At 56.7% G+C, this 26,054-nt stretch carries 34 protein-coding genes and 1 pseudogene; 15 read left to right on the top strand and 20 right to left on the bottom strand.

The genetic code is table 11. The features are described 5' to 3' along the window. Positions 1-133: 133 nt before the first annotated feature. From SIB83_RS13275 to SIB83_RS13290, 4 genes are all read right to left on the bottom strand, one after another. Entirely contained in the window at positions 134-616 is a 483-nt protein-coding gene (locus tag SIB83_RS13275; protein ID WP_413746100.1) for a hypothetical protein, read from the bottom strand. A gap of 542 nt (positions 617-1,158) precedes the next feature. Then, positions 1,159-1,509 carry a hypothetical protein gene (locus tag SIB83_RS13280; protein WP_413746101.1) on the bottom strand — a complete coding sequence of 117 codons (351 nt, stop codon included), beginning with the start codon at positions 1,507-1,509 and terminating at the stop codon, positions 1,159-1,161. Then, the gene (locus SIB83_RS13285) at positions 1,509-1,679 is read right to left on the bottom strand and encodes a hypothetical protein (protein ID WP_413746102.1); all 171 of its coding nucleotides are present in this window, start codon (positions 1,677-1,679) and stop codon (positions 1,509-1,511) included. Before SIB83_RS13285 ends, SIB83_RS13280 begins: the two co-directional genes overlap by 1 nt. Next, entirely contained in the window at positions 1,679-1,951 is a 273-nt protein-coding gene (locus SIB83_RS13290) for a hypothetical protein (RefSeq protein WP_413746103.1), read from the bottom strand. Before SIB83_RS13290 ends, SIB83_RS13285 begins: the two co-directional genes overlap by 1 nt. 282 nt (positions 1,952-2,233) lie before the next feature. On the opposite strand from SIB83_RS13290, the gene SIB83_RS13295 reads away from it, so the two are divergent. From SIB83_RS13295 to SIB83_RS13315, 5 genes are all read left to right on the top strand, one after another. Beyond that, entirely contained in the window at positions 2,234-2,410 is a 177-nt protein-coding gene (locus tag SIB83_RS13295; RefSeq protein WP_413746104.1) for a hypothetical protein, read from the top strand. 61 nt (positions 2,411-2,471) lie between these two features. Continuing rightward, a complete protein-coding gene (locus SIB83_RS13300; RefSeq protein WP_413746105.1) occupies positions 2,472-2,951 on the top strand; it encodes a nucleoside deaminase in 480 nt (159 codons plus the stop codon). Positions 2,952-2,956: 5 nt separating this feature from the next. Beyond that, on the top strand, positions 2,957-3,670 hold the full coding sequence (locus tag SIB83_RS13305) for a hypothetical protein (RefSeq protein ID WP_413746106.1): 714 nt from the start codon (positions 2,957-2,959) through the stop codon (positions 3,668-3,670). Further along, positions 3,667-3,822 (top strand): hypothetical protein, encoded by a 156-nt coding sequence (locus SIB83_RS13310; protein ID WP_413439765.1) that lies wholly within the window; start codon positions 3,667-3,669, stop codon positions 3,820-3,822. The genes SIB83_RS13305 and SIB83_RS13310 overlap by 4 nt, the downstream gene beginning before the upstream one ends. Positions 3,823-3,831: 9 nt before the next feature. Continuing rightward, positions 3,832-5,163, top strand: a complete 1,332-nt coding sequence (locus tag SIB83_RS13315) for an FAD-binding oxidoreductase (protein WP_413746107.1) — start codon at positions 3,832-3,834, stop codon at positions 5,161-5,163. Here SIB83_RS13315 and SIB83_RS13320 read toward each other — a convergent pair. The 3 genes from SIB83_RS13320 to SIB83_RS13330 all read right to left on the bottom strand — a co-directional run bounded on the left by SIB83_RS13320 (position 5,149) and on the right by SIB83_RS13330 (position 6,986). Further along, positions 5,149-5,868, bottom strand: coding sequence for an alpha/beta fold hydrolase (locus tag SIB83_RS13320; protein ID WP_413746108.1), 720 nt, complete (start codon positions 5,866-5,868; stop codon positions 5,149-5,151). The genes SIB83_RS13315 and SIB83_RS13320 overlap by 15 nt on opposite strands. Before the next feature lie 88 nt (positions 5,869-5,956). Next, positions 5,957-6,772 (bottom strand): PhzF family phenazine biosynthesis protein, encoded by an 816-nt coding sequence (locus tag SIB83_RS13325; protein WP_413746109.1) that lies wholly within the window; start codon positions 6,770-6,772, stop codon positions 5,957-5,959. A 7-nt stretch (positions 6,773-6,779) separates the two neighbouring features. Continuing rightward, positions 6,780-6,986: a hypothetical protein gene (locus SIB83_RS13330; protein ID WP_413401845.1), complete on the bottom strand. Its 207-nt coding sequence runs from the start codon at positions 6,984-6,986 to the stop codon at positions 6,780-6,782. Between the two features lie 179 nt (positions 6,987-7,165). Between SIB83_RS13330 and SIB83_RS13335 the strand changes: the two genes are divergently transcribed. Continuing rightward, complete coding sequence (locus SIB83_RS13335; RefSeq protein WP_066908436.1) at positions 7,166-7,303, top strand: high light inducible protein; 138 nt, start codon at positions 7,166-7,168, stop codon at positions 7,301-7,303. Positions 7,304-7,540: 237 nt separating this feature from the next. Here SIB83_RS13335 and SIB83_RS13340 read toward each other — a convergent pair whose 3' ends face one another. Then, entirely contained in the window at positions 7,541-8,206 is a 666-nt protein-coding gene (locus SIB83_RS13340) for an SDR family oxidoreductase (RefSeq protein WP_413746110.1), read from the bottom strand. Between the two features lie 153 nt (positions 8,207-8,359). Between SIB83_RS13340 and SIB83_RS13345 the strand changes: the two genes are divergently transcribed. Continuing rightward, on the top strand, positions 8,360-9,187 hold the full coding sequence (locus tag SIB83_RS13345; RefSeq protein WP_413746111.1) for a DnaJ domain-containing protein: 828 nt from the start codon (positions 8,360-8,362) through the stop codon (positions 9,185-9,187). 41 nt (positions 9,188-9,228) lie between these two features. Here the strand turns inward: SIB83_RS13345 and SIB83_RS13350 are convergent, their stop codons facing one another. Together SIB83_RS13350 and SIB83_RS13355 are read right to left on the bottom strand one after the other, a co-directional pair. After that, complete coding sequence (locus SIB83_RS13350) at positions 9,229-9,552, bottom strand: hypothetical protein (RefSeq protein WP_413746112.1); 324 nt, start codon at positions 9,550-9,552, stop codon at positions 9,229-9,231. A gap of 48 nt (positions 9,553-9,600) precedes the next feature. Continuing rightward, positions 9,601-9,705 carry a DUF4278 domain-containing protein gene (locus tag SIB83_RS13355; protein WP_413746113.1) on the bottom strand — a complete coding sequence of 35 codons (105 nt, stop codon included), beginning with the start codon at positions 9,703-9,705 and terminating at the stop codon, positions 9,601-9,603. 231 nt (positions 9,706-9,936) lie between these two features. Between SIB83_RS13355 and SIB83_RS13360 the strand changes: the two genes are divergently transcribed. Then, positions 9,937-10,140 (top strand): hypothetical protein, encoded by a 204-nt coding sequence (locus tag SIB83_RS13360; protein ID WP_413746114.1) that lies wholly within the window; start codon positions 9,937-9,939, stop codon positions 10,138-10,140. Positions 10,141-10,229: 89 nt separating this feature from the next. Here the strand turns inward: SIB83_RS13360 and SIB83_RS13365 are convergent, their stop codons facing one another. After that, positions 10,230-10,430 carry a chlorophyll a/b-binding protein gene (locus SIB83_RS13365; protein ID WP_413401858.1) on the bottom strand — a complete coding sequence of 67 codons (201 nt, stop codon included), beginning with the start codon at positions 10,428-10,430 and terminating at the stop codon, positions 10,230-10,232. Between the two features lie 216 nt (positions 10,431-10,646). Between SIB83_RS13365 and SIB83_RS13370 the strand changes: the two genes are divergently transcribed. Both SIB83_RS13370 and SIB83_RS13375 read left to right on the top strand, forming a co-directional pair. After that, positions 10,647-10,859, top strand: coding sequence for a hypothetical protein (locus SIB83_RS13370; protein ID WP_413401860.1), 213 nt, complete (start codon positions 10,647-10,649; stop codon positions 10,857-10,859). Positions 10,860-10,870: 11 nt separating this feature from the next. Next, the gene (locus SIB83_RS13375; protein ID WP_413746115.1) at positions 10,871-11,125 is read left to right on the top strand and encodes a hypothetical protein; all 255 of its coding nucleotides are present in this window, start codon (positions 10,871-10,873) and stop codon (positions 11,123-11,125) included. A gap of 47 nt (positions 11,126-11,172) precedes the next feature. Here the strand turns inward: SIB83_RS13375 and SIB83_RS13380 are convergent, their stop codons facing one another. Then, positions 11,173-11,793, bottom strand: a complete 621-nt coding sequence (locus tag SIB83_RS13380) for a DUF3598 family protein (protein WP_413746116.1) — start codon at positions 11,791-11,793, stop codon at positions 11,173-11,175. A gap of 63 nt (positions 11,794-11,856) precedes the next feature. Continuing rightward, on the bottom strand, positions 11,857-13,110 hold the full coding sequence (locus SIB83_RS13385; protein WP_413746117.1) for an alpha-hydroxy acid oxidase: 1,254 nt from the start codon (positions 13,108-13,110) through the stop codon (positions 11,857-11,859). A gap of 612 nt (positions 13,111-13,722) precedes the next feature. Here SIB83_RS13385 and SIB83_RS13390 point away from each other — a divergent pair. Then, positions 13,723-13,947: a hypothetical protein gene (locus SIB83_RS13390; RefSeq protein WP_413406365.1), complete on the top strand. Its 225-nt coding sequence runs from the start codon at positions 13,723-13,725 to the stop codon at positions 13,945-13,947. Positions 13,948-14,177: 230 nt separating this feature from the next. Here the strand turns inward: SIB83_RS13390 and SIB83_RS13395 are convergent. From SIB83_RS13395 to SIB83_RS13425, 7 genes and pseudogenes are all read right to left on the bottom strand, one after another. Beyond that, positions 14,178-14,903 (bottom strand): annotated as a pseudogene (locus SIB83_RS13395) (cytochrome P450); the annotation flags it as partial. 357 nt (positions 14,904-15,260) lie between these two features. Further along, on the bottom strand, positions 15,261-16,163 hold the full coding sequence (locus tag SIB83_RS13400; protein WP_413746118.1) for a ribokinase: 903 nt from the start codon (positions 16,161-16,163) through the stop codon (positions 15,261-15,263). A 9-nt stretch (positions 16,164-16,172) separates the two neighbouring features. After that, a complete protein-coding gene (locus tag SIB83_RS13405) occupies positions 16,173-17,159 on the bottom strand; it encodes a GRP family sugar transporter (RefSeq protein WP_413746119.1) in 987 nt (328 codons plus the stop codon). 378 nt (positions 17,160-17,537) lie between these two features. Beyond that, entirely contained in the window at positions 17,538-18,803 is a 1,266-nt protein-coding gene (locus SIB83_RS13410) for a cytochrome P450 (protein ID WP_413746120.1), read from the bottom strand. A gap of 39 nt (positions 18,804-18,842) precedes the next feature. Beyond that, the gene (locus SIB83_RS13415; protein ID WP_413746121.1) at positions 18,843-19,700 is read right to left on the bottom strand and encodes a metal ABC transporter permease; all 858 of its coding nucleotides are present in this window, start codon (positions 19,698-19,700) and stop codon (positions 18,843-18,845) included. Next, entirely contained in the window at positions 19,693-20,463 is a 771-nt protein-coding gene (locus SIB83_RS13420) for a metal ABC transporter ATP-binding protein (protein ID WP_413746122.1), read from the bottom strand. The genes SIB83_RS13415 and SIB83_RS13420 overlap by 8 nt, the downstream gene beginning before the upstream one ends. Positions 20,464-20,469: 6 nt before the next feature. Next, positions 20,470-21,528 (bottom strand): metal ABC transporter solute-binding protein, Zn/Mn family, encoded by a 1,059-nt coding sequence (locus SIB83_RS13425; RefSeq protein ID WP_413746123.1) that lies wholly within the window; start codon positions 21,526-21,528, stop codon positions 20,470-20,472. Between the two features lie 127 nt (positions 21,529-21,655). Between SIB83_RS13425 and SIB83_RS13430 the strand changes: the two genes are divergently transcribed. From SIB83_RS13430 to SIB83_RS13445, 4 genes are all read left to right on the top strand, one after another. Then, positions 21,656-22,993 (top strand): CobW family GTP-binding protein, encoded by a 1,338-nt coding sequence (locus SIB83_RS13430; RefSeq protein WP_413746124.1) that lies wholly within the window; start codon positions 21,656-21,658, stop codon positions 22,991-22,993. Then, complete coding sequence (locus SIB83_RS13435) at positions 22,981-24,030, top strand: WD40 repeat domain-containing protein (protein ID WP_413746125.1); 1,050 nt, start codon at positions 22,981-22,983, stop codon at positions 24,028-24,030. Before SIB83_RS13430 ends, SIB83_RS13435 begins: the two co-directional genes overlap by 13 nt. 405 nt (positions 24,031-24,435) lie before the next feature. Further along, the gene (locus SIB83_RS13440; protein ID WP_413746126.1) at positions 24,436-25,230 is read left to right on the top strand and encodes an SDR family NAD(P)-dependent oxidoreductase; all 795 of its coding nucleotides are present in this window, start codon (positions 24,436-24,438) and stop codon (positions 25,228-25,230) included. 159 nt (positions 25,231-25,389) lie between these two features. Beyond that, positions 25,390-25,962: an SDR family oxidoreductase gene (locus tag SIB83_RS13445; protein ID WP_413746127.1), complete on the top strand. Its 573-nt coding sequence runs from the start codon at positions 25,390-25,392 to the stop codon at positions 25,960-25,962. Positions 25,963-26,054 lie beyond the last annotated feature (92 nt).

The raw sequence follows: 26,054 nt of genomic DNA on the forward strand, positions 1-26,054 counted from the left end.
GGGATGCACACCCGCTGGCTCTTTTTGTGACTGGTTACAGCTCGTTTTGCAGATCGCTCAGCAGCCTTGCTGCCTTGGTGCGTCGATCAAATACCTGCTCAGCAGCTTGCACCTCGTACAGGTACTTAGTCCGTTAGAGAGCGTGACCCCAGAAAGCAGCGGTGAGTGTTAGCAACTCGCTCCAGCTGAAGATCCAGCAATCGTTTTCATCAACTGGTGGAACGGCACCGAAAATCCTTTTTCTGGCAGCCGCAACTGCTTTGTCAGGCAGGGCGAGCAGTGCCCACGATTGACTCAGTGCTGACCATTGATCCAGATCCTCACGAGATTCGCGCTCGTCTTCACCTAATTGCATGTTCCTTTGATGAATTTCATCGAGTTCCCTTGCAATCAGGACGCGCCACACATCAGCCCTGCGCTGATCTTCCAAATTGCCCAAATCCAAGTGCACACCTTGGTTTGGCCAAACGGGGTTCACCATCTCCGCTGAGAAATCGAAGAAGATGATTGGTTCTTTAATAGTTTTCATCAGACTGCAGAAAATCCGTCGATGTCGTAGCTCTTGAGTGCCTGGATGGCGAAAAACCGGAGCATCATGCTCGGTGTTGTTCCGCATTCCATAGCTGCAATCTCAAGCTTCTTCTTGAGAACAACAGGGATGCGAGCAGAAACTGTGTCTTTTGTCGGGAAGCATCCCGCCATCTCTCGTCGGCGGAACTCCGTTAAATCGGATTTCATGCACATAGGCTTAAAACTTGGATTGAGCCGTGAGGCTTATGAGCAGTGTAAACACAAAAAATCCACCCGTAAGAGGTGGATTTAGAGGGCAAAATCTGATTGTGCTAGGAAACGCAATCAGTCAGTATTACTGACAATTAGCTCCAGTTAGTTGATGGCCATGGCCAGATGGCCGAAGTGAACTTCCGAACCCCCTGGAACGACTGAAGTTCTATATTCCCGTGCCACATTGACCAGCTCCCTCAGGATGTAATTCAATCGGTGCGTTGATTCACAATTAGCCTCAATCTTTGCATTGCTAATTGATGCAAATTCGGCTGAGAGGGGATCACGCTTAGGTGGCACGGCGGGGCTTCGAGTGGCCCCACCAGTCTGTCGCCAGGTCAATCAAAGGCTGATCATTTGAGAAATCCGCCATGTTCAGCTCCCACTCGATTGGTTGAGTTGCTGGAGCGCATCTTCCATCGAGCTGGGACGTTGATCAGATGGCAGTTGCTGCCACATCAACCTCAAGAGTGATCTTTGCTGCCAGAACTTGCGGTAAGTCCGAACCTGTCTGGATCGAATCCCAAGCTCGTGACCGGCAGCCGCATCACCTTCAGATCGAGTTCTGTACTGGTGCGAGATCTCACTGCAGCGTTTGCCCCGTTCCAGCTGACCATCGAGCCAGGAACCATCATGGCTTTGTTGCCGCCGAAGCCCCCACCCGTAATGAGGGCTGGTTTGAGCGAGCTGCTGTTTAGCCAGCGCCATTGCAGTGTCAGTGGTCATCAGCCCTGCCCCGTTGTTTCGGATCGGATGCGGCGCTCTAGGCCAACGATGCGTGATCTGATTTCGCCAGTGTCACGGCCAAGCTGTGACCAGAAAGATTCGCGCAGCTCTTCCCAAGCCAGAGCAGCATCCAGCAGGTCGCTGGGCACGATTGTCGGTTTCTTCGGCATCAGCCCTGGCCCTCTGCAACGGGCTGGAGCGGTGGCAAGGGATAACCCTGAGAGTCCAGGAACTCTCTGCACTCACGGATCCTGAAGATCAGCGGTGAGTTGTGGCTTTGGCCACGCCTGAACCAGTACACCCCTTCTTTGAGCTTGGGCTCGACCTTTTTCCCGCGATCAACGCGGCCTCGTGCCCAGTTCCGAAGAGTGTGCTCACTCAAGCCGAGAAGCTGGCTCGCCTGAACTGTGGGGAGGTTGGTGTTGCTGGTTGGTGGACTCATCACAAAAACCCCTTTCGGGGAACGAAAGAACTAAATCGCTTTTGTGGTTTGTGATAAGTGCGAGCTGGGCTACCGGTGCCCCTCACCGATGAAGCTACGCACTAGCTCCGGCAAACGCAAGGGGTTTGGCACTATCCATGGTGTCCGTGCTCCACGCTCCAGCCGAAGGCAGTACGCACGTTGTTGCGAGGATTGTGCGGTGTTGGTGCGTTGAGCGTATTTTTCAGCGTATAAAAACCGACACATTCGCCTAATAGTCAGTCCACTACTACGTTTTCAAGCATGCCTCTGATCCCCCGCTGGCGTTACATGACTGACGAAAGCAAAGCGCTGGTCAAACGCGGCGCAGTGAGTCTGCTGGTTGTGTTCGTGGCTGTGGTCGTGCTGCGATCACTTCTGCCCTGGGTGTTGCTCGGGCTGATCGCCTGGTTGTTCTGGAGCTGGGTGCGTCGTCGCTGAAAGGGATTGCTTGCCGCCTTTTGCCGTGACAGCCAATCTGTGGTCAGCGGACTTTGCATCCATGGAATCTGATCGGGATCAGGCTCTGATGAGAGAAGCGATTCGTCTGATGAGAGATGCCGGAGTGGTGAACAAAACGGGTGGCCCTTTCGGTGCGGTTGTCGCCAAAGATGGAGAAATCGTGGCCTCAGCCGGTAACAGTGTGGTCAGGGACTTTGATCCCAGCGCGCATGCTGAGGTGAATGCGATTCGCGCTGCCTGCAAGAAACTGGGCACCTGGGATCTGTCTGGTTGTGTGATGTACACCAGCTGTGAATGCTGTCCGATGTGTTACGCCACGGCCTACTGGGCTGGCATTCGCGATGTGTTTTATGCAGCTTCCTGGTCGGACTACAGCGATCTGTTTTCAGATGAAGCCATTAATAATGACATGCAAAAATCGAGGGAGCAGCGAGAGATAAAACTCACACAGATTCTCAAGTGCGAAGCCTGCAAAGTCTGGGACGAATTCCGCGAGATGCCTGATGGGGCACGTTACTGAGGATCATGGCTTCCTCGAATGATTCTGAAGTGCTTGAGCCGGGTCATTTTGTGTACACCATTCACAGTGTGATTCCAATAGAGCGAAAGCAATCCTTTGAGAGTCTCCAGCGCCGAATGAATGAGAAAGCTCTCAACTTTGATGGATATTGCGGCCAGTCCACCTCTTTTCAGGACATGGATGATGGTCAGTTGCTATCGGCCACGACTCGAATTGTTTTTGAAGCCCTGGATCAGTGTCTGCTATGGCTGGACAGCCCGGAACGGCGAAGCCTTCTGTATCAGGCTGAAACATTGATGGATTATCGATATAGAGCGAGCCTCGAAGCCGATTCCTTTGACCAGTGGATCCAGAAAAAACGGGATCGAAAGGTTCCGGTTTGGAAGGTCAATCTGCTGGTCTGGCTGGCGCTTTATCCATCAGTTATGGCGTTGACTCTGGTCGGTAATTCCACACTTGGAACTCTGCCATTGCCCCTCAATATGTTGATCAGCAACTACATAACGGTCCTGCTCACGGGGCATGTCCTGGTGCCCTGGTTGAGCGGTTTGTATAAAAACTGGCTGCAGACTCAATCGATCCGTTTCACTGTGCTGGGGATTGTTTCAGTCGTTTTTCTACAGCTGTTTCTGTTCAGTCTGTTTTCGCATTTGCCTGGGATTCCCTGGGAGGCTTCAGGTCTGAGACCGTACGCAACAGTTCTGAATCTTGTCTCATGAGTGATTTGACCGAATCTCCGCGGGTCACCAGCTGCTGTGACCGTGAAGATGGTTCATTGCTCTGGGTTCCTGCGAAATTGCCGCTGGCGGGGGTTTGCTCAGCTGATGCCGAAACCGTCAACGGCACACTTCAACCCACGCTTTCGTTCTGAATCACCGTCATGACTCTGGATCCAGGACAGCGCGGTTATGAGCAGGCCCTGTCTGCGCTGTTCAACGGTGACGCTGCGGCGTCCGACCCAGCGGGCATTCTCCAGCCTCGTCATGAGCAGGATGTGGTGGAGGCGGTGATGCGTGCTCGCCGTGACGGTCTGCCCCTGATGGTGAGAAGTGGAGGCCACAGTCGTTTCTGTGCAGCTGATGGAGCACTGGTGCTCGATCTTTCCGCCCATTTCACGGCCATCGAGCTCGATGCCGATTGTGTGCGTGTGCAGGGAGGCGTTGGCATGGGGGCTTTGCTTCAGGCACTCGCACCGCATGGGCGCATGCTGCCGGTGGGCACCCACGCCACGCCCGGTTTCGGGCTGCTGCTGATGGGTGGCATCGGCCATCTCAGCCGCAGTCTTGGTCTCACTCTCGACAGCATCACGGCGTTGCGGGGCGTGCGAGCCGACGGCACGCCGTTTGTGATGCAGGGCGATGGGCAGGATCCCAACGCCTGGAGGATGCTGCGTGGAGCAGCACCGTTTCTTGCTGTGATCACTGAGGCCACATTGCGCACGCATGAACGGCGTCCCCTGGATGTGAGGCGTTCCCTGAGTGCTCTTGAGGGGTTTCAGGACCGTCTTGAAAGTGCTGAAGCCCTGCCTCATTCGCGCTCCTGTTCGTTTGTGCTGGGTGTACCGCCCGACAGCACACAGGCTGCTGTGCTCAGTTATGTCGTCAACGTTGTGGAGGACAGCGGCGATTCCACGACCGAATCCGATTGCTCCGATGTCTGGCGGCAGCGGGTGATGGGCCTGGAGGAGCTGCCGGATTTCAACATGCCGGGTCATGACGGATCTCTGCCGGCGGAGCCGATGGCTGACACCGATCGGCGGCGTCGGCTTCGCTCCTGGATTTACGCCATCAGCGTGGAGTCCGGGCAGACGCAACCCCTTGCCACCATCCTCACCACGGCCATTCAGCGGGCTCCGAATCCTCTCTGTCGAATTGATCTGCAGCACATCGGTGGTGCGGTGCGCGATCAGCCCATGCAGAGCTCCGCCTACAGGGGGCGAAACGCCGAATGGTCCATTGTGATTTCCGGTCTCTGGCACCCTGACGAAAGCTCTGCAGCGGATGAGGTGAAGCAGTGGTCCGATGACCTGTTCGATGCTCTGGCTTCACTCTCATCCCACGTCTACCTGGTCGAACGACATCCCGGAACAATCCGCTACGCACGTCAGCTGCAGCTGGCCTACGGGCCGGACCTGGAGCTGCTGCAAACTCTGAAGTGTCAGTGGGATCCGGACCGGATTCTGCCGACACTCAACACGTCAACGCATGCCTAGACGTTCCATCAGGCTTTGAGCGAGCAGGTCGGGCTCTGAAAGCATCACATCATGTCCGGCATCCAGGGTTGTGATACTGCCTCCCAACCGCTGCGCATAGATCAGATTGTTCTCCAGCCCGAGTGCCTGGTCCTGTCGGCAGGCGAAAAAGTGCTTTGGGCAGGAGATCTCAGACAGATCAAACCGGGTTGTTTCCAGGTAGACACCTAGGGGTTGGGGCGTGAGTTTGGCGTGATAACCGGAGGCCTGGGTGTCGTTCAGATCGTTGAAAAACACCCTGCGGGTGACCTCTGCACTCAATGCGAAACTCTGGTCGGATGAGGCCGCCGCGAGTTCGAAGTAGCTCGGTCGGCGGCTTTCAGGAATTCTGTCGATGGCGCGCTCGCCGGGTTTCAGCACGAGTGCTGCAATCATCACCAGCTGGCCAATGGCGAGCGGCTCATGCGCCATGGCCTCAGCAATGCCGATTCCTGCGAGTGAATGACCCACCAGAACAGGCGATTCGCTGCCGCATTGCTTCAGCTGATCGCGGATCACCTCGCCGTAAGCCTTCAACGTCACCTGGTCCCGAGGCGTTGGATCCTGGCCATGTCCGGGCAGATCAAAACTCACCACCCGGTGACCTGCACTTCGCAGCGCGCCGGCACAAGCGTCCCAGCACCAGCTTCCGTGAGATCCACCATGCACAAGCACGAACACAGCCATGGATTCCAAGCGATGTTCCGAGTCTGATGCGATCTTTCCGCACCACACGGTTCGCTTTCGCTTCTCGTTTCGCCTTTCGTTTCGCTCTTCAGTGCTGCTTTGCGGTGAGCGGTGTCAGGTCAGCCAGATGAATGACGCCAGACAGAAAAGGCATCACACGTCCAGTGATCAGCACCCGTTCACCCTGCAGCTGGCAGTGCAGGGTTCCGCTCCGTTGCGACAGCTGCCGTGCGTCAAGGCAGCTTCGTCCCAGCTGTTCGGCCCAGTAGGGAGTGAGGCTGCAATGGGCTGATCCGGTCACGGGATCTTCGTCGATGCCGAGTCCCGGCGCGAAAAAACGGCTGACAAAGTCAGCGTTGATGCCGGGTGCGGTCACGATCAGTCCGCGACCGGGCAGTGCCGCCACCATGGCGAGATCGGGTTGCAGGCGCCGAACCGTTTCTTCGTCGGCGACCACGGCCATCAGGTCAACCCCCTGAAGACAGGCCGTTGTCCTCAGGTTGAGAGCCCTGTTCAGTTCCGGAGGGGCTTCGCAGGGCCTGGACTCCTGCACGGGAAAATCAAGGGTGAATCGTTCCCCCCGGCGCCGCACCAGCAGATCACCGCTCCTGGATTCGAACCTGATCTGCTCTTGGCCCTGGTCCTGCTGAAACACCACATGGGCGGCGGCGAGGGTGGCATGTCCGCAGAGATCCACTTCGCAGCTTGGTGTGAACCAGCGCAGGCCGTAGCAACCATCGGCTCCCACCACGAAGGCTGTCTCCGAGAGGTTGTTTTCCGCTGCGATTGATTGCAACAGGGCATCGGGCAGCCATGCATCCAAGCTGCAGACGGCGGCGGGGTTGCCCTCAAAGGGGCCCTCGGCGAAAGCAGCGACCTGCTGGATCGGGATCGTTCCCCTCATGCCACATTCAGCGGGCGTCGTTGCCTGTTTCCGCATCACCGGAGCTGCGCAGTCTTTCGACCTGCAGGAACACAAGCCAGGCCAGAGCTGCCAGAACGCCGCCGCTCCAGTCGCTGCGAAGCAGTTCCACGATCGCAACGGTGCTTGCGGTGATCCGCAGAGCTCGCAGCAGGATGTCCTGAAGCGATGGTTTTGCAGCTGTTTGCTTGTCCATCGTCGATCTGACTGCGAAAAGATCCTGCCTGAAGCGAATCCATGCTGGATCAGGCCTGGTCGTCCCTTGTCATGGGATGACTCAAGTCAGTCCTGACCTCTGCCAGCTATTCATTTGCACGTTGATCCACACGAGGACGACACAATCTGTTACAAAGGATGGAGACGCGATTCTTTCCGATGGACAACGCAAAATTTGGCTTCTCCGCATTCGCTGAGCAGTGGAACGGCCGTCTGGCCATGATGGGCTTTGTGATCGGTCTCGGAACCGAGCTTCTGACCGGTCAGGGAATCCTTTCCCAGGTTGGTCTCGGTTGAAATCTCTTCAGGAGCCTGATGTTTGGGCACCGGAAGATCGAATCGGCTACGTCCAGCTGATTTTGTTCGGTGCGTTCATTGCGACTCTTGGAGTCGGTGCAAACATTGTTGTCAAGTACCTCTGGTCATCGCTGGACGCTCTCAGCAATTATTTCTGATCTGATTCGCGGGCTTTGAGACCGCTGTTGGTTTGCTGAACCCCTGCCGCCGGCAGGGGTTTTTTTGCTGATGCATGGTTCACCAGGGCAGAACGGATCCGTTGGCGTGCAGGAAGCTGCCACTGTTGTTCAACGTCAGTTCGTCAATCCGTGCAATCAGACCTCTGACGGAGTCCTCAGGGCTGATGCCGTTGGGATTGAATTGGACCATCCGGGTCTTGACCAGACCGGGGTGAAGAATCGCCACGGCGATGCCTCTGCTCCGCAGATCCACCGCAAGCGATTTTCCGGCAATGTTCAGCGCCACTTTCGACATCCTGTATCCATAGGAGCCACCGGAGCTGTTGTCTTCGATCGATCCCATGCGGCTGGTCATCAGCACCAGTTTTGATCCCTCAGGCATCAACGGTGTGAGAGCCCTGGCCAGCAGCAGCGGAGCCAGAGCATTCACCTCAAACTGCCGGCGAATGGCCTCCGGATCCAGATCACTGAGCCCCATCGATTCAAGGATCCCGGCATTGAGAATCACCGTGTCCAGCTTCTGACCGGCCAGCCCATTGACCAGGGCCGCCAGCGAGTCCGGGCTGGTGAGTTCGATCCCGGACTCAACCTGCACGCCGAGATCATCCAGTTCATCGCTGGATTGACGGCAGACCGCGATCACCCGGTCACCACGCAGATGGAGCTGCTGGCAGTAGGCGAGACCGATTCCCCTGTTGGCACCGGTCACGAGAGAAGTCGCCAATGTTCGAATCGCCGCAGAGCACCATCCTGCCTTCGCCGACAGCTGATCCGCCCATCATTTAAGGACGATCATTCAGGGCCCATCACTCAACGCAGATCGCCTTGGCTCGTAGTCTCTTGGCATTCGCAGATCCGGCTCTGTCGCACGGCTTTCATGGGCTTTGATCCGCGCCGGTGGCCGTCTTCATCGTCTGCCCGTGACAATCGCGTTCGGCAGAACCAGGCTGAACGTGTCACCAGCAATGTGGAGGCTTTGCTGCGGGACAACGAAGCCCTGCGCAGGGAAGTTCGGCGTTTGCAACAGCAACTCGACCGTCTGCGACGACAACAGTGGCAGCGACCTCAGCACGATGCTTCCGCTGGGTGGAGCAGACGACAGCCCTCTCCACTTGTGAGTTCAGAACAGGTTCAGCGCTGGGGTGAGTCTCTGGCGATGCAGCCGGGCTGGAGCGCGCTGCGCCGGCACGGCCTTGAACGCCTGATTGAACAGCTCAATCGCAGCAGCTTTCATGCTCAGCTCAGCCTGAGCGAGAGGCTCGATCGGGTGATCAGCGGTCTGGGTACGGACCTGATGGCTGCAGTGGGTCCAACCCCCACCAAGAAAACGGCTGCGGTTCTGGCGGCTTTCGCGCTGTATGGAGTGCGGGCCAGTGAATGGCTTGATGAGGACCCCCGACGGGTGGTGGCGGAACTGCACCAGCGTTTGCGTCAAAGTCAGGGTCATCGGCAGGGAGACGGCAATGGGCGGCGGACGCGAAGTGATCAACGTTCCACGGATCGTGAGTCATCGGGACAGGGGCAGAGCGGCTCAACTGATGCGCGTTCCGAAGCGTTTTCGGTGCTGGGTCTGACGACGGACGCTTCCCAGGAGGCGATCAAGCAGGCCTTCAGGACGCTCGTCAAGCAGCACCATCCCGATCTGGGTGGATCAGCCGAGGCGTTCCGGCGGGTCAATGACGCCTATCAGTTGCTGATGGCCTGAAGGCGAGCCGCGACGTCATCGACGTGATTCCAGCCATTGACTCATCGCCAGAGCACCTCAAGACTTGATCCGCCTGACATGTCAAAGCGGATTCCTGCAGTGCTGTTGCTGCGCTGGTAACGCAATCCAGACTCGCTGACAGGGAAGTCGAAAGCGCGATCGCCGAAAATGATGGTCACATTCCCCTGGCGCTGGCTGAATCGACACGGACCTGATTCGACCTGAACGGCAGGGCTTGAATCGCTCAGCAGGCAATGGGCGATCGTGCTGTCGGCATGAACTCTGCCGGTGGGCTCAGCGAACGCGAGCAGGGTGCTGAGCAGCAGAAGCCGGGATGTCAGTTTCAGAGGTTGGTGCAGAGCCATGAAAAAAGCCCTGACGGAGCAGGGCGTTGTGCCGGATTGCGGCGGAACTCATCGGGCCACTTTCTGGCCCCGGTACACGAGTTCAGAACGAATTCTGTTTTTGGAAACAGCGTTGTTCTGCGCGTACTTCTGGCCGCGGTAGGTCAGTGTCATGGTGGTTCCTCGTTGCAGGCTCAGGTCCCCGTTCCATGGCCTGAGTCGAACTGCGCCTTGTCATTGACAAGGTGAACGATGCTGAGGTTTACAGCGACCTTTTTTTATAGCAGGACGGTCAACAGCAATGACGTTCGTGCCGTCTCCCGTCTGCTCAGCAGTTCATCGGCACCCTGCAGCACCTTCAAGCACTGCTGGTTTTTTTAGAGTGGAGTGAATACGTGTCCAGACATGAATCCCAAGCAGGTGGGTGCTCTTCGAAGGGCTGGGATCTATTTCCTGGTGGGATATGGCGGACTGACCGTGATCAACAACAGCGGTCTTGCTCCTGAACGGATGTGGCTGGCTTACACGCCTCTGTTCGTCGGTGTTTATTTCTTCGCCCGCTGGGCGGACGCCAGAATCGCCGCCTCCAGCCAGACGAAGGATGAGTGACGGCTGAAGGGCTGAGTTCCCTGAACAACAAGATCCTCGAAGCGAATACTCCGAGGATCTTGATGAATGATCGGTTGGCGGTTCAGCAATCAGCTGAGACCCAGCACCCCGAAAGTGATCTGACTGACGATGCCGTGACCTGTGAGGGCTTCCGTGAGCACGCCGACAACGAAGCCGAGCATGGCAACCCGTCCGTTCAGCAGCTCTGCACGCACCATGCGCTCACCTTTGATCTGGCTGGCGGCTGCATCCTGGTACCACTGGTCCTGGGTGGAGGTTGAGGAACTCATGAACTCTCTGCTTGTAAAGCAATATTACGACTCTTCGTAAAGGAGTGCAACGCGGGGCTCTCCATCCGCCGATCAGAATTCTGCTGACTGAACAGTGTTGTCTGAGCTGCCTTGTCTGATTCTTGTCTGATCCTGGGATGAACTGCGACTTGAGATGAACCAATCCCGACATCTTTCCGTTGCTTCTCTGCATGACTGCTTCAGCTGCACATCTTGATGACAGATTCCGGTGATGCCGTGTTTCAGATTGAAGAACTGACCGACAGCGGCTGGCATCAGACCGACCTGCATAACTCGAAGGACCATGCGCTCTGGCATGCCAGAGCCAAAAGTCATGCAGATGGTCACACCTACCGGGTGATCAGCAGGGAATCCGCTCTGGTTTGTCTGATGACCCGGAACGGCAGTGAATGCTGGGAACTGGATTGAATTCGCAGAGGATGACTTCATTGTTGACGGCCCTGGCTTTACCCGTGCTTGCCCTCGGCTCTGCGGAGCCTGTCAGGTCTGATCAGTGGTCGAGCTGTCTGTTCAACAACCGGCCTGTTGACTGCAGGCGAACCTTTCTCTGCCCGGGTGTTCCCTGCGATGTGTTCCGGTTGGATTGGATGCTGCGCGGGTTTGCAGGGGCATTCGGCCTGCGCAATCCAGCCAATGGAAACGCAATCGTTTACGGCATGACTCTTCCCGAGTGAGAACACTCGATGCTTGATGATTTCTGCAGCAGGTAGCCCCTGACTCGTCACCCCCAGATGTCTGCTTCCGGGAGGCTCTCGAGGTAACCGTTGGCGTCATAGCGCCGAACGATCTGATTGATCTGACCTTGCGGATTGACCCAGCGCAGGCCGCAGACCGTGTTGTCGCCCATGTGCCGATCTCTCGCATCGAGCAACAGCTCCACATTCGGCTCCGGCTGCCAGATCACCCAGTCGCCGTTCGTTCGGATCGTGCACTGCAACGGCTGTGATGGTGCGCAGGGTTCGCCGCCAGCTTTGGTTTCCACTATGTAGACCACCTGGTCAAGGCCGTGGAACCCATGCCGTGCCACGACCCGACGTCGTTCATCGCCATGGACGACACTCAGTTCCCCCGCCCAGGCGAGGGGTGTGATCGCACTCGGGCCGAGTGACCAACCGCCGCATTCATTCACCTGCATGGTGAAGGGGACAGACTCGAAATTCATCGATTTCTGCTCTCCGGTGGCCAGGTACGTGAGGCAGTTCTCAATCACGCCATCGCGTTCCTGCACCTGCAGCGAGGTCGGGAAACGGTCCTGCTCCACCCCGCTGCCGTCGAGGCGGATGAAGCATCCCCGCCAGTGTCCGCGGTTGTGCTGAAGCAGAGCGGCGCGGGGGTCGTGCATGGGGCCTCGGAAAGCTGGATCGACCGACAATCGTGGCGGCCTCACGCATCGGATGTGACCAGCTCAGTACACGAAGGGAGGCAGATGGCTGTCTCCCTGCAGCAGGCATTCACAGCGAAGGTCGGCGCCCATTGCGCGAATCTCATCGACTGAGCCCACCCCGGTCAGACGCATCCCTCTCTCAAGTCCTTCGCGCAGGATCTCGAAGCTGCGTGTGAGACCTGCCTCTCCGCCGGCTCCGAGACCGGCGACCATGGCCCGTCCGATGCCCACAGCCTGAATTCCATGGCTCAGAGCAATGAGGATGTCGGTGCCGCAACGGATCCCTCCATCCATCAGAAACGTGAGCCCGGAGCCGCTGAGCTTGGGCATTTCGCTCTGAACCATGTGCAGGGTTGGAGGGACCCGGTCCATCTGTCGTCCACCGTGGTTGGACCACACCACGGCATCGGCCCCCACGTCCTCGGCACGCTTGGCATCGTCGGCGCAGTGAACGCCTTTGATGATGATCGGACGATCCCTTCCCCAGGCTTCACGGATCCACTCAAAGTCGGCCCAGGTCACGGCGGATGACGCCAGCTGGGAGCCAATGTCCGTGAACGGCATCGGTTCGCCGTTCTCATCAATGATGTTCAGGAACCGCATCACCCCCTCATCGCCGAGCAGGTCGGTGAGCCAGGGCAGCCGTGTGGACATCTGAGGTGCCAGCTGCAGCCGCCGCAGGATCCATTGCAGTCGCTCATTGGCGCTGAGTCCTTCCCACGGATGCAGGGCCTGCAGTGGTTTCATCCGTTCATGCACCCGCCGCTGGCCGGAGACACCCGTATCGATGGTGAGGAACAGCGCGGTGAAACCAGCCTCTTTGGCGCGATTGATCGCACGCAGGGCCGTGTCCCGTCCTCCGCAGAGATAAAGCTGAAACCAGCATTGTTTCGAGGATGCTGCGGCCACCTCCTCCATGCGTGTCCCGGAGAGGGTTGAAAGACCCATCACGGTGCCGAAATTGCCGGCGACGCGCGCCGCCACAGCATCACCTTTGGGATAGATGGTTCGCAGGCTGCCAACGGGAGAGATGTACCAGGGAACCGCCAGCTCATGGCCCAGAACGGTCGTGCTGGTGTCGAGGGTCTCGAAACGTGTGGCGCCGCGCACGTTGAGAACCGTCTGTTGAAAGGCCTTCACATTGCCTTTGAGCGTGATCTCCTCATCGGCGCCACCCACGAAATATTCAGAAACGATCGGTGGCACCCGTTTGCGCATCCGCCTCCAGAGATCCTCCGTGCACAGCGCGTCCTGAAATTCAGAGCTGACCGTCATGGCGTTGAAGCTTGTCCCCGGCTGTTGTTTCGTTCAGCGAAGAGTACAAGTGTTGTTGCATATGGATCGCAGCATCCGGCAAGTCGTTTGGAATCCTTATCGACAGGCTGCTGCAGCGATTTCGCTCCAGGCAGATTTCAGACGGGCCTCCGCATGCGGAAGGCCGCCTCTTCCGGATGGAAGAGACGGCCTATCTCGCTCGTTCGCGCATGGTTTCACTCCATCACGTCGGGATGAAAGGAGGTGTGCGAAGCAACTGACTGCGGCGTCCCTGGGGCCATGACGTCCAGAGGTGGAGCTGATGCAACTCCTGGGCACCTGTGACGATGCAATGGAGTGTCGATCGACGTGGCGCACCTGATGTCTGCCTGTCGAAGGACCAGCTTCACGGATGGGTGGAAACTGTTGGAGCAGGGGGCCGGAAAGTCAGGAGGCTCCTGCGATCTTGTTGGGTGGAGTGTCGGCTGTCATCAGCGCCTCCGATCTCGATGACCACAGTTTTGGCGTTGGCGAACGCAAAGGCAATGAGCATGAAGGCGCATTGCCTCAGCTGTGGTTGCGACCGAAAGTCAGAACGGCGTGCAAACGCACAGTCCTCAGGGGGTTGACGCCATGGGCCTGCAACTGCAATCCGCCGACTTCGTGCATGACGATGGACTCACCTACTGCATCAGGCGTGAGTCGCTGGATCAGGACTTCACGATCTATGAGAAGCGCAATGGAGACTGGGTTGATGCCGGCCTTGATCAGGCTGTGAAAGACCTCGATTTCGCTGAGTTCAAGCGCCTTGGCCTGCTGATCAAAACGATCATGGATGCCGATCGTTGGGTTGCCTAGTGCGTGGAACACCGGTGCTGTTTGCGGTTGGTGCTGTCTGGACACCCGACCCTGCTTCTACGGTTTTCCCCCTGTGAAGATTCAGAGTGCTGTACGAGTCTTGGCGCGGTTGAGAACGGCATGAGTGCATCGGTTCCCTGGGTGTCAACCTCGGGAACTTTTTCATGAGGCTTTGCTGAGTGCAGGGGCAGGTGGATGCAGGACGCTCACTCACTCGAAATCCTGGCTCTTCAACGGCGCGACACCACTTGCACCAGTAACCCGTCACGTGGTGTCGGACTGGGAATCTGCTTCAACGACAGGTCCTGATCGGGCATCAGAGTCAGCCGCAGGTTCTGGAGCAGACCCACGGTCATCAGCCTGATCTCGAGTTCAGCCAATGCCTTGCCGAGGCAGACCCGTTCACCGCCTCCGAAGGGAAGCAAAGTCTGGGTGAAGGATCCATCGAGATGGCGCTGGGGCCTGAATGCGGAGATGTCGCCGTCGTGCTGAGCACCCGATGAACCAAGCACCACCTGGATGACCCGGTCTCTGGGAACCTCCACATCGGCCAGGCGGATCGGTTGCAGATTGCGTCGTAAGAAACCTCCCACCGGTGGCGTGAGCCGCATGACCTCCAGAACCGTGGCATCCAGGCGAGGTGATCGATGCGAGGTCTGGAAAGGCCAGGGTGATGTCAGCAGTTCCGGAAGCAGCCAGCGTTCCACCTCCGGGTTGAGCAGCAGGGCACGGAACAGGCAGCTCAGTGATGATGCAGTTGTCTCATACCCTGCAAATAACAGCAGCAATAACTGCTCCACCAGGTCGTCGTCATCCAGTGGCATGTCGACTTCATCGAGTCCACCGCTGAGCAAATCCAGTCCTCCCTGGCTGGAATCACTGTTCTGCAGCACCCTTTTCAGGCGGTCAAGCAGCCGCTTCCTTGCCGCCATCGCCCGGGCAAAGGGGGCCGCCGGAGAGTCATGAGGCTCCTGCGATCTGGTTGGGTGGAGTATCGGATGTCATCAGCGCCTCCGATCTCCATGCACACAGTTTTGACCTTGGCGACTGTAAGGCAATGTACATAAATTGTATTGACTCAGTTGTGGTTAAGAACAAGAGTCAGAGCGGAGTACACATCGTCCGACGCTGCCTGTTTATGAGTTTCTGAAAGCTTCTCTTCCTCGAGGATGTCCATACCGATTTTTATATCTGTGTCAGACTGGATCGTCCCTTAAATTGATTAAGGACGTTGATCGTCTGATCGCATGAAGCCTTGTTTCTGCTCTCTATTGAATGTTTACTAATCATGAGAGTTCTCCATCGCCCAAGTATTAGTCAAGTTGCTTTCGATGCGGAATGGATGACTGTGCTCCTTGAACTGTTACGCAATGTTCAGCTGCACGGCAAGCGCTGTTGATCGCTTCGGTGATCTCGTCCCCGTTGCTAAGGCCTGCAACGAGGAATCCTAAAAACGTATCTCCGGCTGCAGTGGTGTCAACAGCAACCACTTCTTTGGCGTGGTAGGTGATGATTTCTTCGTTGTCGGGTAACAACACGACTCCTCCATCGGAGCCCTGAGTTTTAACAATAATGGCGCTCGGGCATTTTTTTCTTAGATTCTGCATTTGATCGCTGGACTCGCCGCCAAGTGCTTGAGCTTCGATTTCATTGACCACCAGCAAACCAATGCGACTGATGTCAAGTTTATGGATTGTATTGGAAATGGGTGATGGATTTAGGCAAACAAACATCTCCCGTTCAATTGCTGTGTTCAGGATATGTTTAATTTCACTGGTTTCGTTCTGAATCATTAGAATCGTATCTTGATCAAATTTTGAGAGGGTCTTTTCAATTTCTTGTTTAGTAATGTTTTGATTAGCGCCACCAAACAGAACGATGCTGTTTTCTCCGGAGCTGTCCACCTGAATCACGGCATGGCCTGTTACTTCGTCTGAGATCACGACATTGCTGGTGTCAATTTCATCGCTTTGTAGACCAGACAACATCCACTCTCCGTCATGACCTATTTTTCCTGCATGGTGTACATGTCCGCCGGCGCGAGCTGCAGCCAATGCTTGATTGGCGCCTTTGCCACCAGGAAAAATTTCTAACGACTTACTGTTGATTGTTTCTCCAGGAGAAGCAATTTCCTCGACTTGATAAACATAATCAATATTCAAGGAACCATAACAAATGATTTTTGAATTTTTTAGGCTATGGATTTGACTTTTCATTTTGTGATTTTATCCCTGAGACGCTGCTTTGGCAAGTAAGGTTAGTCCAGCGATGTAAAAGGCGAAAAGGGCAATTAAGTATTTACTAGATCCTGTCGCGCCCTTGAATTCCTTCCAGGCAAATAGGCCCCATGCGGTTGCCATCAGTGGAGCGCCCTGACCGAAAGTGTATGCAACGGCTGCCCCTGCGCGAGTCGACGCCAGATAAAAACTCATTGTGCCTACGGCCCATATTATTCCTCCTAATACACCTCCGGCATGGTGGACAGCAGGTTGCTTTATGAAAGGGGTTCGATCATCGATTTTTGTGGTGATGATGGGGTTTTTGATGACATATGAGAAAAGAAGTATGGATGAAGTAATGATGCCTACTCCCATCATTGCAAAGGCTCCAAACACATCAAGAGACGTTTCTCCAGGTAAATAAGAGAAGGTTACAAGCGGAGACCACAGTGACATCAGCAACCCGCAGATCAGAGCAATGACGAGTCCTTTGGGCTTTTGATTTGTGCTGGCAGTTTTGATGCGCCCATAGGCCAGAGACGCCGAGATGACCGCCAGAGCCATCATGATCATTCCAGCTGAGAACAGCGGAAGGTAGCCCTGAGGATCAATCATATAATTCAGAATTCCACCTAGGATTGTCGCAATACCAATCGAGATGGGAAATGCAACTGACATGCCGGCGATTTCGATTGCTGCTACAAGTAGAAAGTTTGCAATATTGAATATGACGCCTCCAGCTATAGCGTAGGCGACATGTTTAAAGTCTGCATTGGCTATATTTTCAAGGAAAGTTTTTCCTGTGGCTGTGCTGCCTCCTGCAAGGAAGCCCATTAAAAATGCCGATAACGTAACGCCAATTGAGTAGTCTAAATAAAAATATTCAAATCTGATTTTGCTTGCCAGTTTTTGTGTGTTTGCCCATGAGCCCCAGCACACCAAGGTCAGGATCATCATTGCAATGATCACTGAATAGCTTTGATTCGCGAGCATTGTTCATATTTTCATCCTCCCTTTACTGTATGTATCTTTCTGATCTTGTCCAGTCTCTATCGCTGCTGAAGTGCTCTTTGTCACTTAAAGGGGTATTCGCTGTAGTGGCTGCTGTTGTCTGTCATCTTTCTTGGTTCAAAAATTTATTGATCGGATATGTGGTTTTGTCTGATTGGGCCCCGGAGATGTGAGCTGGACAAATTAAAACAGTAAGATGCATTCTATCATTGACCGTTTTGCTCAGAGTAATTGAAAATTACTATGTTCTGATGCCACCGATGAATCGATTGGTTGTGACGATCTCATTCCGGTTCAGTTCATGCACACAGTTTGTCATTGGACTTGATGACTATCTGAGATCTTGCGCTGGATCCGTCTTCAACGGCGCGACACCACTTGCACCAGTAACCCGTCACGTGGTGTCGGACTGGGAATCTGCTTCAACGACAGGTCCTGATCGGGCATCAGAGTCAGCCGCAGGTTCTGGAGCAGACCCACGGTCATCAGCCTGATCTCGAGTTCAGCCAATGCCTTGCCGAGGCAGACCCGTTCACCGCCTCCGAAGGGAAGCAAAGTCTGGGTGAAGGATCCATCGAGATGGCGCTGGGGCCTGAATGCGGAGATGTCGCCGTCGTGCTGAGCACCCGATGAACCAAGCACCACCTGGATGACCCGGTCTCTGGGAACCTCCACATCGGCCAGGCGGATCGGTTGCAGATTGCGTCGTAAGAAACCTCCCACCGGTGGCGTGAGCCGCATGACCTCCAGAACCGTGGCATCCAGGCGAGGTGATCGATGCGAGGTCTGGAAAGGCCAGGGTGATGTCAGCAGTTCCGGAAGCAGCCAGCGTTCCACCTCCGGGTTGAGCAGCAGGGCACGGAACAGGCAGCTCAGTGATGATGCAGTTGTCTCATACCCTGCAAATAACAGCAGCAATAACTGCTCCACCAGGTCGTCGTCATCCAGTGGCATGTCGACTTCATCGAGTCCACCGCTGAGCAAATCCAGTCCTCCCTGGCTGGAATCACTGTTCTGCAGCACCCTTTTCAGGCGGTCAAGCAGCCGCTTCCTTGCCGCCATCGCCCGGGCAAAGGGGGTTCCCGGCACAGCCAGTGGAATGGAGAACAGGGCCTGAGTCCAGATCTCGAAATCAGCGAACAGGGCGTCGCGGTCAGCGGCATCCAGTCCCAGCACGGTGGTGGCGATCACGGCGAACGCGAATCGACGCATCTTTGCGGCCAGGGACTGCGGACCATCGCTCTGCTGCAGCTCAGTGATCAGCTCCTCGATCAGAGCCTGGATCGATGGGGTGTAGCGACTGAGTGCGCCGCTGGAAAACAGCTGCCCCACCACGCGACGGCGGGCTTTGTGAGCGGGGCCGCTGCGGTTGGCCAGAGATCGACTGCCGAGCAGTTGCCGCACACTGTCCGGCCACCAGCCCTCGAGATCCGCGCCCTGCTTCAGCAGATCGGAGATCGCCCGTTCACCCTGGATGAACACGATCCGCTGGGCGAGCAGGCGGGTTTCAAAGACATCGCCATGGGCGGCAAAGCGTTTGCTGGCGAAGCCGGGGTCACTGAAGAATTCAAGCGTTTCCCTGAGACCCGTGACAGCACCGGTGCTGGGACATGTCGAGGCGGGCATGGAGACTGATCTGATGCACCGAGAACCTATCGGCCAGGGTCAGGGCTGGGGTTCAGGTTCCGGCGTGGATAGCCGCCTGAAGAGGCGTGAACTGAGCAGCAGGGCGATCAGGAATCCAAGGAACTGCACCATCACCACCGAGGGTCCCGATGGCAGATTCGTGAGTCCCGAGGCCAGCAAGCCGAGCAGGGCACAGGTGCCTCCCAGGATCGAGGAGACGAAGACGTAGACCGGAAAACGGCGACAGAGCAGACGGCCTGCGCAGGAGGGAATCACCACAAAGGCGCTGATCAGCAGCACGCCCACCGCCTTGATCGACACCGCCACCACCACGGCAAGCAGCACGATGAATGCGAGCCGGTGCCAGCGGGTCTGCACACCCACGGCACCGGCAAGATCCTGATTCAGGGTGAGCAGCACCTGCGCACGCATGCTCAGGCTCAGATAGATCAGTGCCGCTGCCAGCAACATGCCGATCACAATCAGGTCCAGACTGCTGACCCCGAGAATGTCTCCGAACAGAAGCTGGCGAATTCCGCCCCGGTAGCTCTCGACCAGGCTGAGGAAGAGAATCGCTGCCGCCAGAGAGGTTGAATAGACAATGTTCAGCAGTGCATCCGTGGGGAGGGAGCTTTTCTCCACCAGTTGATTCACCAGAAGGGCGAACAGCACTGCAAAAGGGATCAGAACCAGTGTGGGATTCACGCCGATCAGGATTCCCACCGTGATGCCCAGCAGGGCTGAATGCCCGAGGGCATCGCTGAAAAAGGACAGCTCCCTGAGCACGGCAACACTGCCCAGCAATCCTCCAAGCGCTCCGGTGAGCAGACCGCCGATCAGCGCTCGCTGCATGAAAGGCTCGGCAAGAACGAGCGTCAGCGTCTGGGTGTCAACCATGACACTGATGCCTGTAGGGAACCATGTGGGGCCCGTACAGATCGATGAGACGTTCAGGGGTGAGGGTGTGATCCGGTGAACCGCTGCAGCAGAGGCGTCGATTCAGGCCGAGAACCTGGTCGCTGCTGCGGCGAACCATGTCGAGATCATGGGAGACGTGCAGAACGGTCCATCCCTCCTGACGTCGTAACTCAAGCAGCAGCTGTTGGAAGCGCTCATTGGAGGGCACATCGAGGCCTGCCTGTGCTTCATCGAGCACCAGAAGCTGTCGGGGGCGCACAACACAGAAGGAGAGCATCACCCGTTTGAGCTGACCTCCGGACAGCTCGCTGAGAAGACGGTTTCTCAGATCAAGGCAACCGGTGCGATCCAGTGCCTTCTCAACGGCAGCTTTGCGTTTCTGGTGTTGCTGCCAGGGCCAGCGTGGGCCGGGCGGGTCAAACCCGAAGCCGACAAACTCGGCCACGCTCAGGGGAAAGCGTCCCTGCAGGGCAAGACTCTGAGGTACGTAGGCGATCTGGGATCTGATGGCACCTGGGAGGTCGCCGTTGGGCGAGAGCTGTTTGCCGAGAATCCGCACCTCCCCGTGTCTTCTCGGCAGCAAACCGAGCAGGGCGGCCACCAGAGTGCTTTTACCGGCGCCGTTGGGCCCAACCACGGCGGTCTCGCTCTCACCCTGGAGTTCGAACGAGACCTGTTCCACAGCGAGGCGACCTGAACGTTCAACCGACAGGTCCCTCACCACCACCACCGGGTCGGGCATCAAACGTCAGTCCCCAATGGCTTTGACCAGATTGTTGACGTTGGAGCGCATCACCTCAAAGTAGGTTCCCGGCACTTTGGCGGATTCGGCTGAGCCGGTCTCAAGCGGGTTGAATTCAACGATATTCACCCCGAGATCTTTCGCCAAGGCATTGAAGGAACGTTTGCCTTCCTGAGGTTCGCTGAGCAGGGCTTTAAGGCCTGACTCTTTGACCTGAGCGGCGACCCGTTGCAGATCGGCCGGGCTTGGATTCATCTCGGGCAGGTCAACCAGGAATTCCGCTTTCAGGGAATAACGGTTGGCGAAGTAGGTCGCGAAGTCGTGGAAGGCGACGAATGTCTTGCCGCTGTAGGGCTTGAGCTTCTCGGTGAATTCAGTGTTCAGCTCCTTGAGCTTGGCGGTGTACTGGGCCGCGTTCTTCCTGTATCCATCGGCGCAGCCTGGGTCAGCTTTGACAAGTCCGTCCCTGATGTTCTCGACCTGCTGAGTGGCGCGAACCGGATCAAGCCAGATGTGGGGATCGTATTCACCATGGCTGTGTCCATGGCCGTGATCGTGGTCATCATCATCGTCATGGTGCTCACCCTCATGGTGGTCGCCATCGTGATGGTCATCGTCGTGGTCGTGGTGCTCACCGTCGTGATGATCATCATCGTGATCGTCATGATCATCGTGACCGCCGCTACCGGCCGCTTTGATCGTTTCCACGCCCTTGCTGGAATCAATCACGACGAGATCCTTGTTGTCAGCGGAATCGATCAGGTCGTCGAGGAATTCCTCCATCTCCAGCCCGTTTTTGACCAGAACGTTCGCTCCGCTGAGATCGGTCAGGTCGGAGGGTGTGGCCTGAAAATCATGGGGCCCCAGATTGGGCGGAATCAACGACGTGACCTCCGCGCAGTCGCCGGCCACTGCTTCAGTGAACAGTGTGATCGGCAGGAAAGTGCTGACCACTTTCACTCCCTTTCCCTGGCTTGCATCCTTGTTGGAGGCATCGGGTGCCCCGCAGGCAACCAGGCCGACCAGGAGAGACAGTGCGCTCAGGCGCGAAAACACAGAAGCCATTCAGTTGTGAAAGCCAGGACGGGTTTGAGGTTCAGAGCTCAATGGAGCTCGCTACACGAGAATGGTAATCATTATCTCGTCAGTTGCTCAAGGTCATTAGCCTGAGGCAAACGAGTCTCCGCAGCTGATGTATCAAAAAGTACCCGTAACGATTCTGACCGGCTATCTGGGCTCGGGTAAGACAACTTTGTTGAATAAAATATTAAGTGAAGAACATGGCAAACGTATTGCTGTCATTGAGAATGAGTATGGAGAAGTTGGTATTGATCAGGGTCTTGTCATCAATGCTGATGAAGAAGTTTTTGAAATGTCCAACGGGTGTATTTGTTGCACTGTTCGTGGAGATTTGATCCGGGTTCTTGGGAACCTGATGAAGCGACGCGACAAATTCGATTACGTGCTGGTTGAAACCACCGGGCTTGCCGATCCAGGGCCGGTTGCCCAGACATTTTTCATGGATGATGAAATCCGTGATGAATTCACCCTGGATGGCATCGTCACGCTCATTGATGCCGCACACATTGACCAGCAGCTCGAGCGAAGCAATGAAAGTTCTGAACAGGTTGCTTTCGCTGATGTGCTGATCCTCAACAAGTCTGACCTTGTGCCTGAGGACTCATTGGTGAAGCTCGAATCACGCCTGCGCGACATGAACACCATGGCCCGTGTGGTGCGCAGCACCCAGGCGGACGTGCCTGTCGAGACAGTGCTCAATCTGAGTGCCTTCGATCTCGATCAGATCCTGGAGCGTCGACCCACATTCCTTGAGCCGGAATATCCATTCGAGTGGACAGGTGTCTATCAGCTTGAGCCGGGTCAGTACGCAATGACCCTTGAAGACGGCCCGGATCCGGAGATGTCACTGGTGGCGATTCCCGGTCAGGCCACGGATGAGGATGCACTGAAGCAAAGCGCGGAGCAGTGCGTGCGGCTGTTCGCCCTGGGCGCTCAATCGCTCAGGCCCGGTGATTCAATCGCTGCCAATCAGCATCTCAGTCTTGAGCTCGATTCAAAGGGAACCAAATCCTTTCCGTTCGAAGTCAAGGATGAAAAAACGATCGGTTTCTACGCCCAGCACACGGCTGAGGAATTTGACCTGAAGATCATCCGGTCGGGGCAATCAGTCAGCCCGATCAAAGAGCGCGTCTGGGTCGCCGAGCATGAGCATGACGACGAGGTCGGCTCAATCGCCATTGAGCGTGAGGGAAATGTTGACCCTGAAAAACTCAACCAGTGGATCGGAACACTGCTGGCTGAAAAAGGCGTGGACATTTTCAGAACCAAGGGATTCATCAGCTACCAGAACGAATCCCGCAGAGTTGTGTTCCAGGGTGTCCACATGCTGTTCACCGCCCAGCCCGGGCAGGAGTGGGGAGACGAGCCGCGCTGCAATCAGCTTGTGTTCATCGGCCGTAATCTTGACGAGGCTCAGATGCGCAAGGATTTTGACCAATGCCTGATCTGAAGATGTTTGCCCCCCAGGGCATGCTTCATGAGGGTTGGACTGCCCAGGTTGATGACTACGCACTGGCCTGTGGATGGACCGGCGACGGCGAAGGGCTGCTGGTCGGCGATGTTGCCGGTGGGCTGTCTCTCTTCTCCGGCAAGACCGGTGAGCTGATCTGGACCAGAAACAACATTCATCATGGCGGCTTGCTGGCACTGGCGATTCATCCGAAAGGGGCGCTGTTCGCCACTTCCGGTCAGGATGGATGCGTGCTGATCTGGGACAGCCGGCAGGGTGAAGTCCTGCATTCGATCAAGCCAGGGCGCGGCTGGGTTGAACATCTGGCCTGGTCAGCCAGTGGCGACATGCTCGCCGTTGCCGCATCCAAAAACGTGCACATCTTCAACTCCGATGGTGTTGAGAGATGGCGCACCGAGGAACACCCCAGCACGGTCAGTTCGATCTCCTGGTCAAAGCCTGATGAGCTCGCCACCGCCTGTTACGGAAAGGTCAGTTTCTTCGACATCACCAGGCAACAGGTTGCTCAGGAACTGAAATGGCAGGGATCGCTCGTTTCGATGGTGCTGAGTCCTGATGGAGACATCGTGGCCTGCGGCAGTCAGGACAATTCCGTGCATTTCTGGCGACGCTCCACCGGTCTGGATGCTGAGATGACCGGCTATCCCGGCAAGCCCAGCCAGCTGACGTTTGATCAGGGCGGTCAGTTCCTGGCGACCGGTGGCAGTGATCAGATCATCGTCTGGAATTTTCAGGGAGATGGACCTGAAGGATCACTGCCCGGTCAGCTTGTGCTCCATCCCGAACCCATCTCCACGCTGGCGTTTGCCCATCAGGGACTGATCCTGGCTTCGGGTGCAAGGGATGGTTCGGTGTTTGTCTGGCTGCTTGATCAGAATGGTGACGGCAATCCACTGGGGGGCGCCTTCACGGCGGAGAGGATCAGTGCGGTGTGCTGGAAGCCCGATGACACCGCCCTGGCGGCGATTGATTCCAACGGACGCGTCTCGGTGTGGCCGTTCAAGATTCGCGGCTGAGATCTGCGGGCGATCTTCACTGAGTTGGATTCAGTGCACTGATGTTCACGCTTGAACAAGAAGCTCTGGTCAGACAGGATCAGGATGGATGAAATTCTGTTGATTGAATTCCGCTGATCTCAGAGACTGTTTTTTGAATCGCGTTGCTCTGAGCGAGGACAATCTGGATGCAATATCGCAATCGTTTTCGCGATTGTATGGAGAATTACAGACCGAAATTGTGCACAGTGTTCGTTGCACTCAGATTATTCATCAACCCTATCTGTGGGTTGATCCCTCGTGCGGTCGCAGTCAGCAGTTGATCTTGTTTTTCCACGCCGATGGACTCACCGTTGTGGCCTGCGCAGATGACGAAGACTTCGACGCCCTTCACTCTTGGGACAGGTGTCCTGGATCCATCGCGGCATGACAAGCATCGATCTCAGCGGAGGCCTGGTGCTGGTGACCGGTGGAGCAGGCTCCATCGGCAGTGCCATCGCCGTTCAGGCGGCTCAGGCCGGTGCCAGTGTCGCCGTCTGTGACATCAACAGCGATGCCGCTGAGCGCATTGCCGCCGGGATTCGCGCAAGCGGCGCAGTGGCGATGGGGTTCCGACTCGATGTCACCGATCCGGACGCAGTGAAACAACTCATGCCGAGGGCGGTGGAGCAGCTGGGGCCACTGCGCGGACTTGTCACCGCTGCCGGTCTTCTGCGCACCGGACCTCTGGCGAGCCAGTCCCACAAGGACTGGCAGAGCATGATGGCCGTGAATGTGGATGGAACCTTTCACGCGGTGCAGGCCGCTGTTCCACATCTGCAAGCGACAGGTGGTTCAATCGTGACCCTGGGCAGTGTGTCGGCTTTCATCGGCTCAGCCGATGGCGGGGGCTACACCACATCCAAGGGAGCTGTGCTCAGTCTCAGCTATGCCGCAGCCGGGGAGCTGGCGCCGCGAGGCATCCGCGTGAACAATGTCGCACCAGGCTGGGTTGATGGAGGGTTCACCCACCAGGCCCTTGAAGCCAGCGATGATCCCGACGCCCTCAGAAGGCGGGCCCGTGAGCTGCATCCACTCGGACGCATGGCCACCCCTGGTGATGTCGCCAATGCAGTGGTGTGGCTTCTGTCGGATCAGGCAGCGTTCATCACCGGCTCCATGCTGCTGGTGGATGGTGGCTTCATGATTCAGCACGAAGGCCAGTCCAGACACGAAGCGTGACTCGTCCTCCCGCTGAATCCCTGTGCTTGATCCACATCCGCGCCGGGGAGTTCTTGACGAAGGGAATCGTTGTCAAGGTGTGAACAGTCAGTCAGTCGCCTGAGGCCATGACCGCACAACTGGTGGTGATCACAGGATCCCGCGCTCGACGGCGGATCCGTGATCTACCGACAGCTTGATGTCTCCGATGCAGGAGCACTGGAGGAGGCCATCGCCTCAGCGGAACGTGAGCATGGACCCACAGGCTGCCTGATCAACAATGCGGGGATGCTGCACATCGGTGGACTGGACAGCCTCAGCCTTCAGCAGATCAATGAGGAGGTGGACACCATGATCAAAGGGGTGATGAATGGCATTCACCACGTTCTGCCCGGAATGCGGGAACGCCGCTGTGGAACGATCGTCAACATCAGTTCGATCGGTGATCGCAAGCCGGCTCCGGGAGCTCCCGTTTATCACGCCTGCAAACACGCCGTGCGCTCCCTAGGCGAAAGCCTGAACATGTCGGAGGCGGAGCACAACGTGCGTGTGATCAATCTCGCGCCCGGACTGATCCGAACAGCGATTCACCAGAAGATGGGGATCATCTTCGAGGACTACTGCACCATGCTTGGCAATCCGACCTTCATCCAACCGATGGAGCTCGCGGACATCGTCGTCTTCTGCTGGCAGCAGCCCCAACACATCTGCATCCGCGACATCGCGGTGATGCCCACCGACTGCGGCTTCTGACGGTCGACATCAGCGGCTGAACTGAATCATTGGATCCGCCGACCTGTGGACTCGCGTCGTCTGCGCAGCCGCCCTGAATGATTTCCTGGAGT

The organism is Synechococcus sp. MIT S9507, assembly GCF_047304715.1.
Classification (GTDB): Bacteria; Cyanobacteriota; Cyanobacteriia; order PCC-6307; family Cyanobiaceae; genus Synechococcus_C.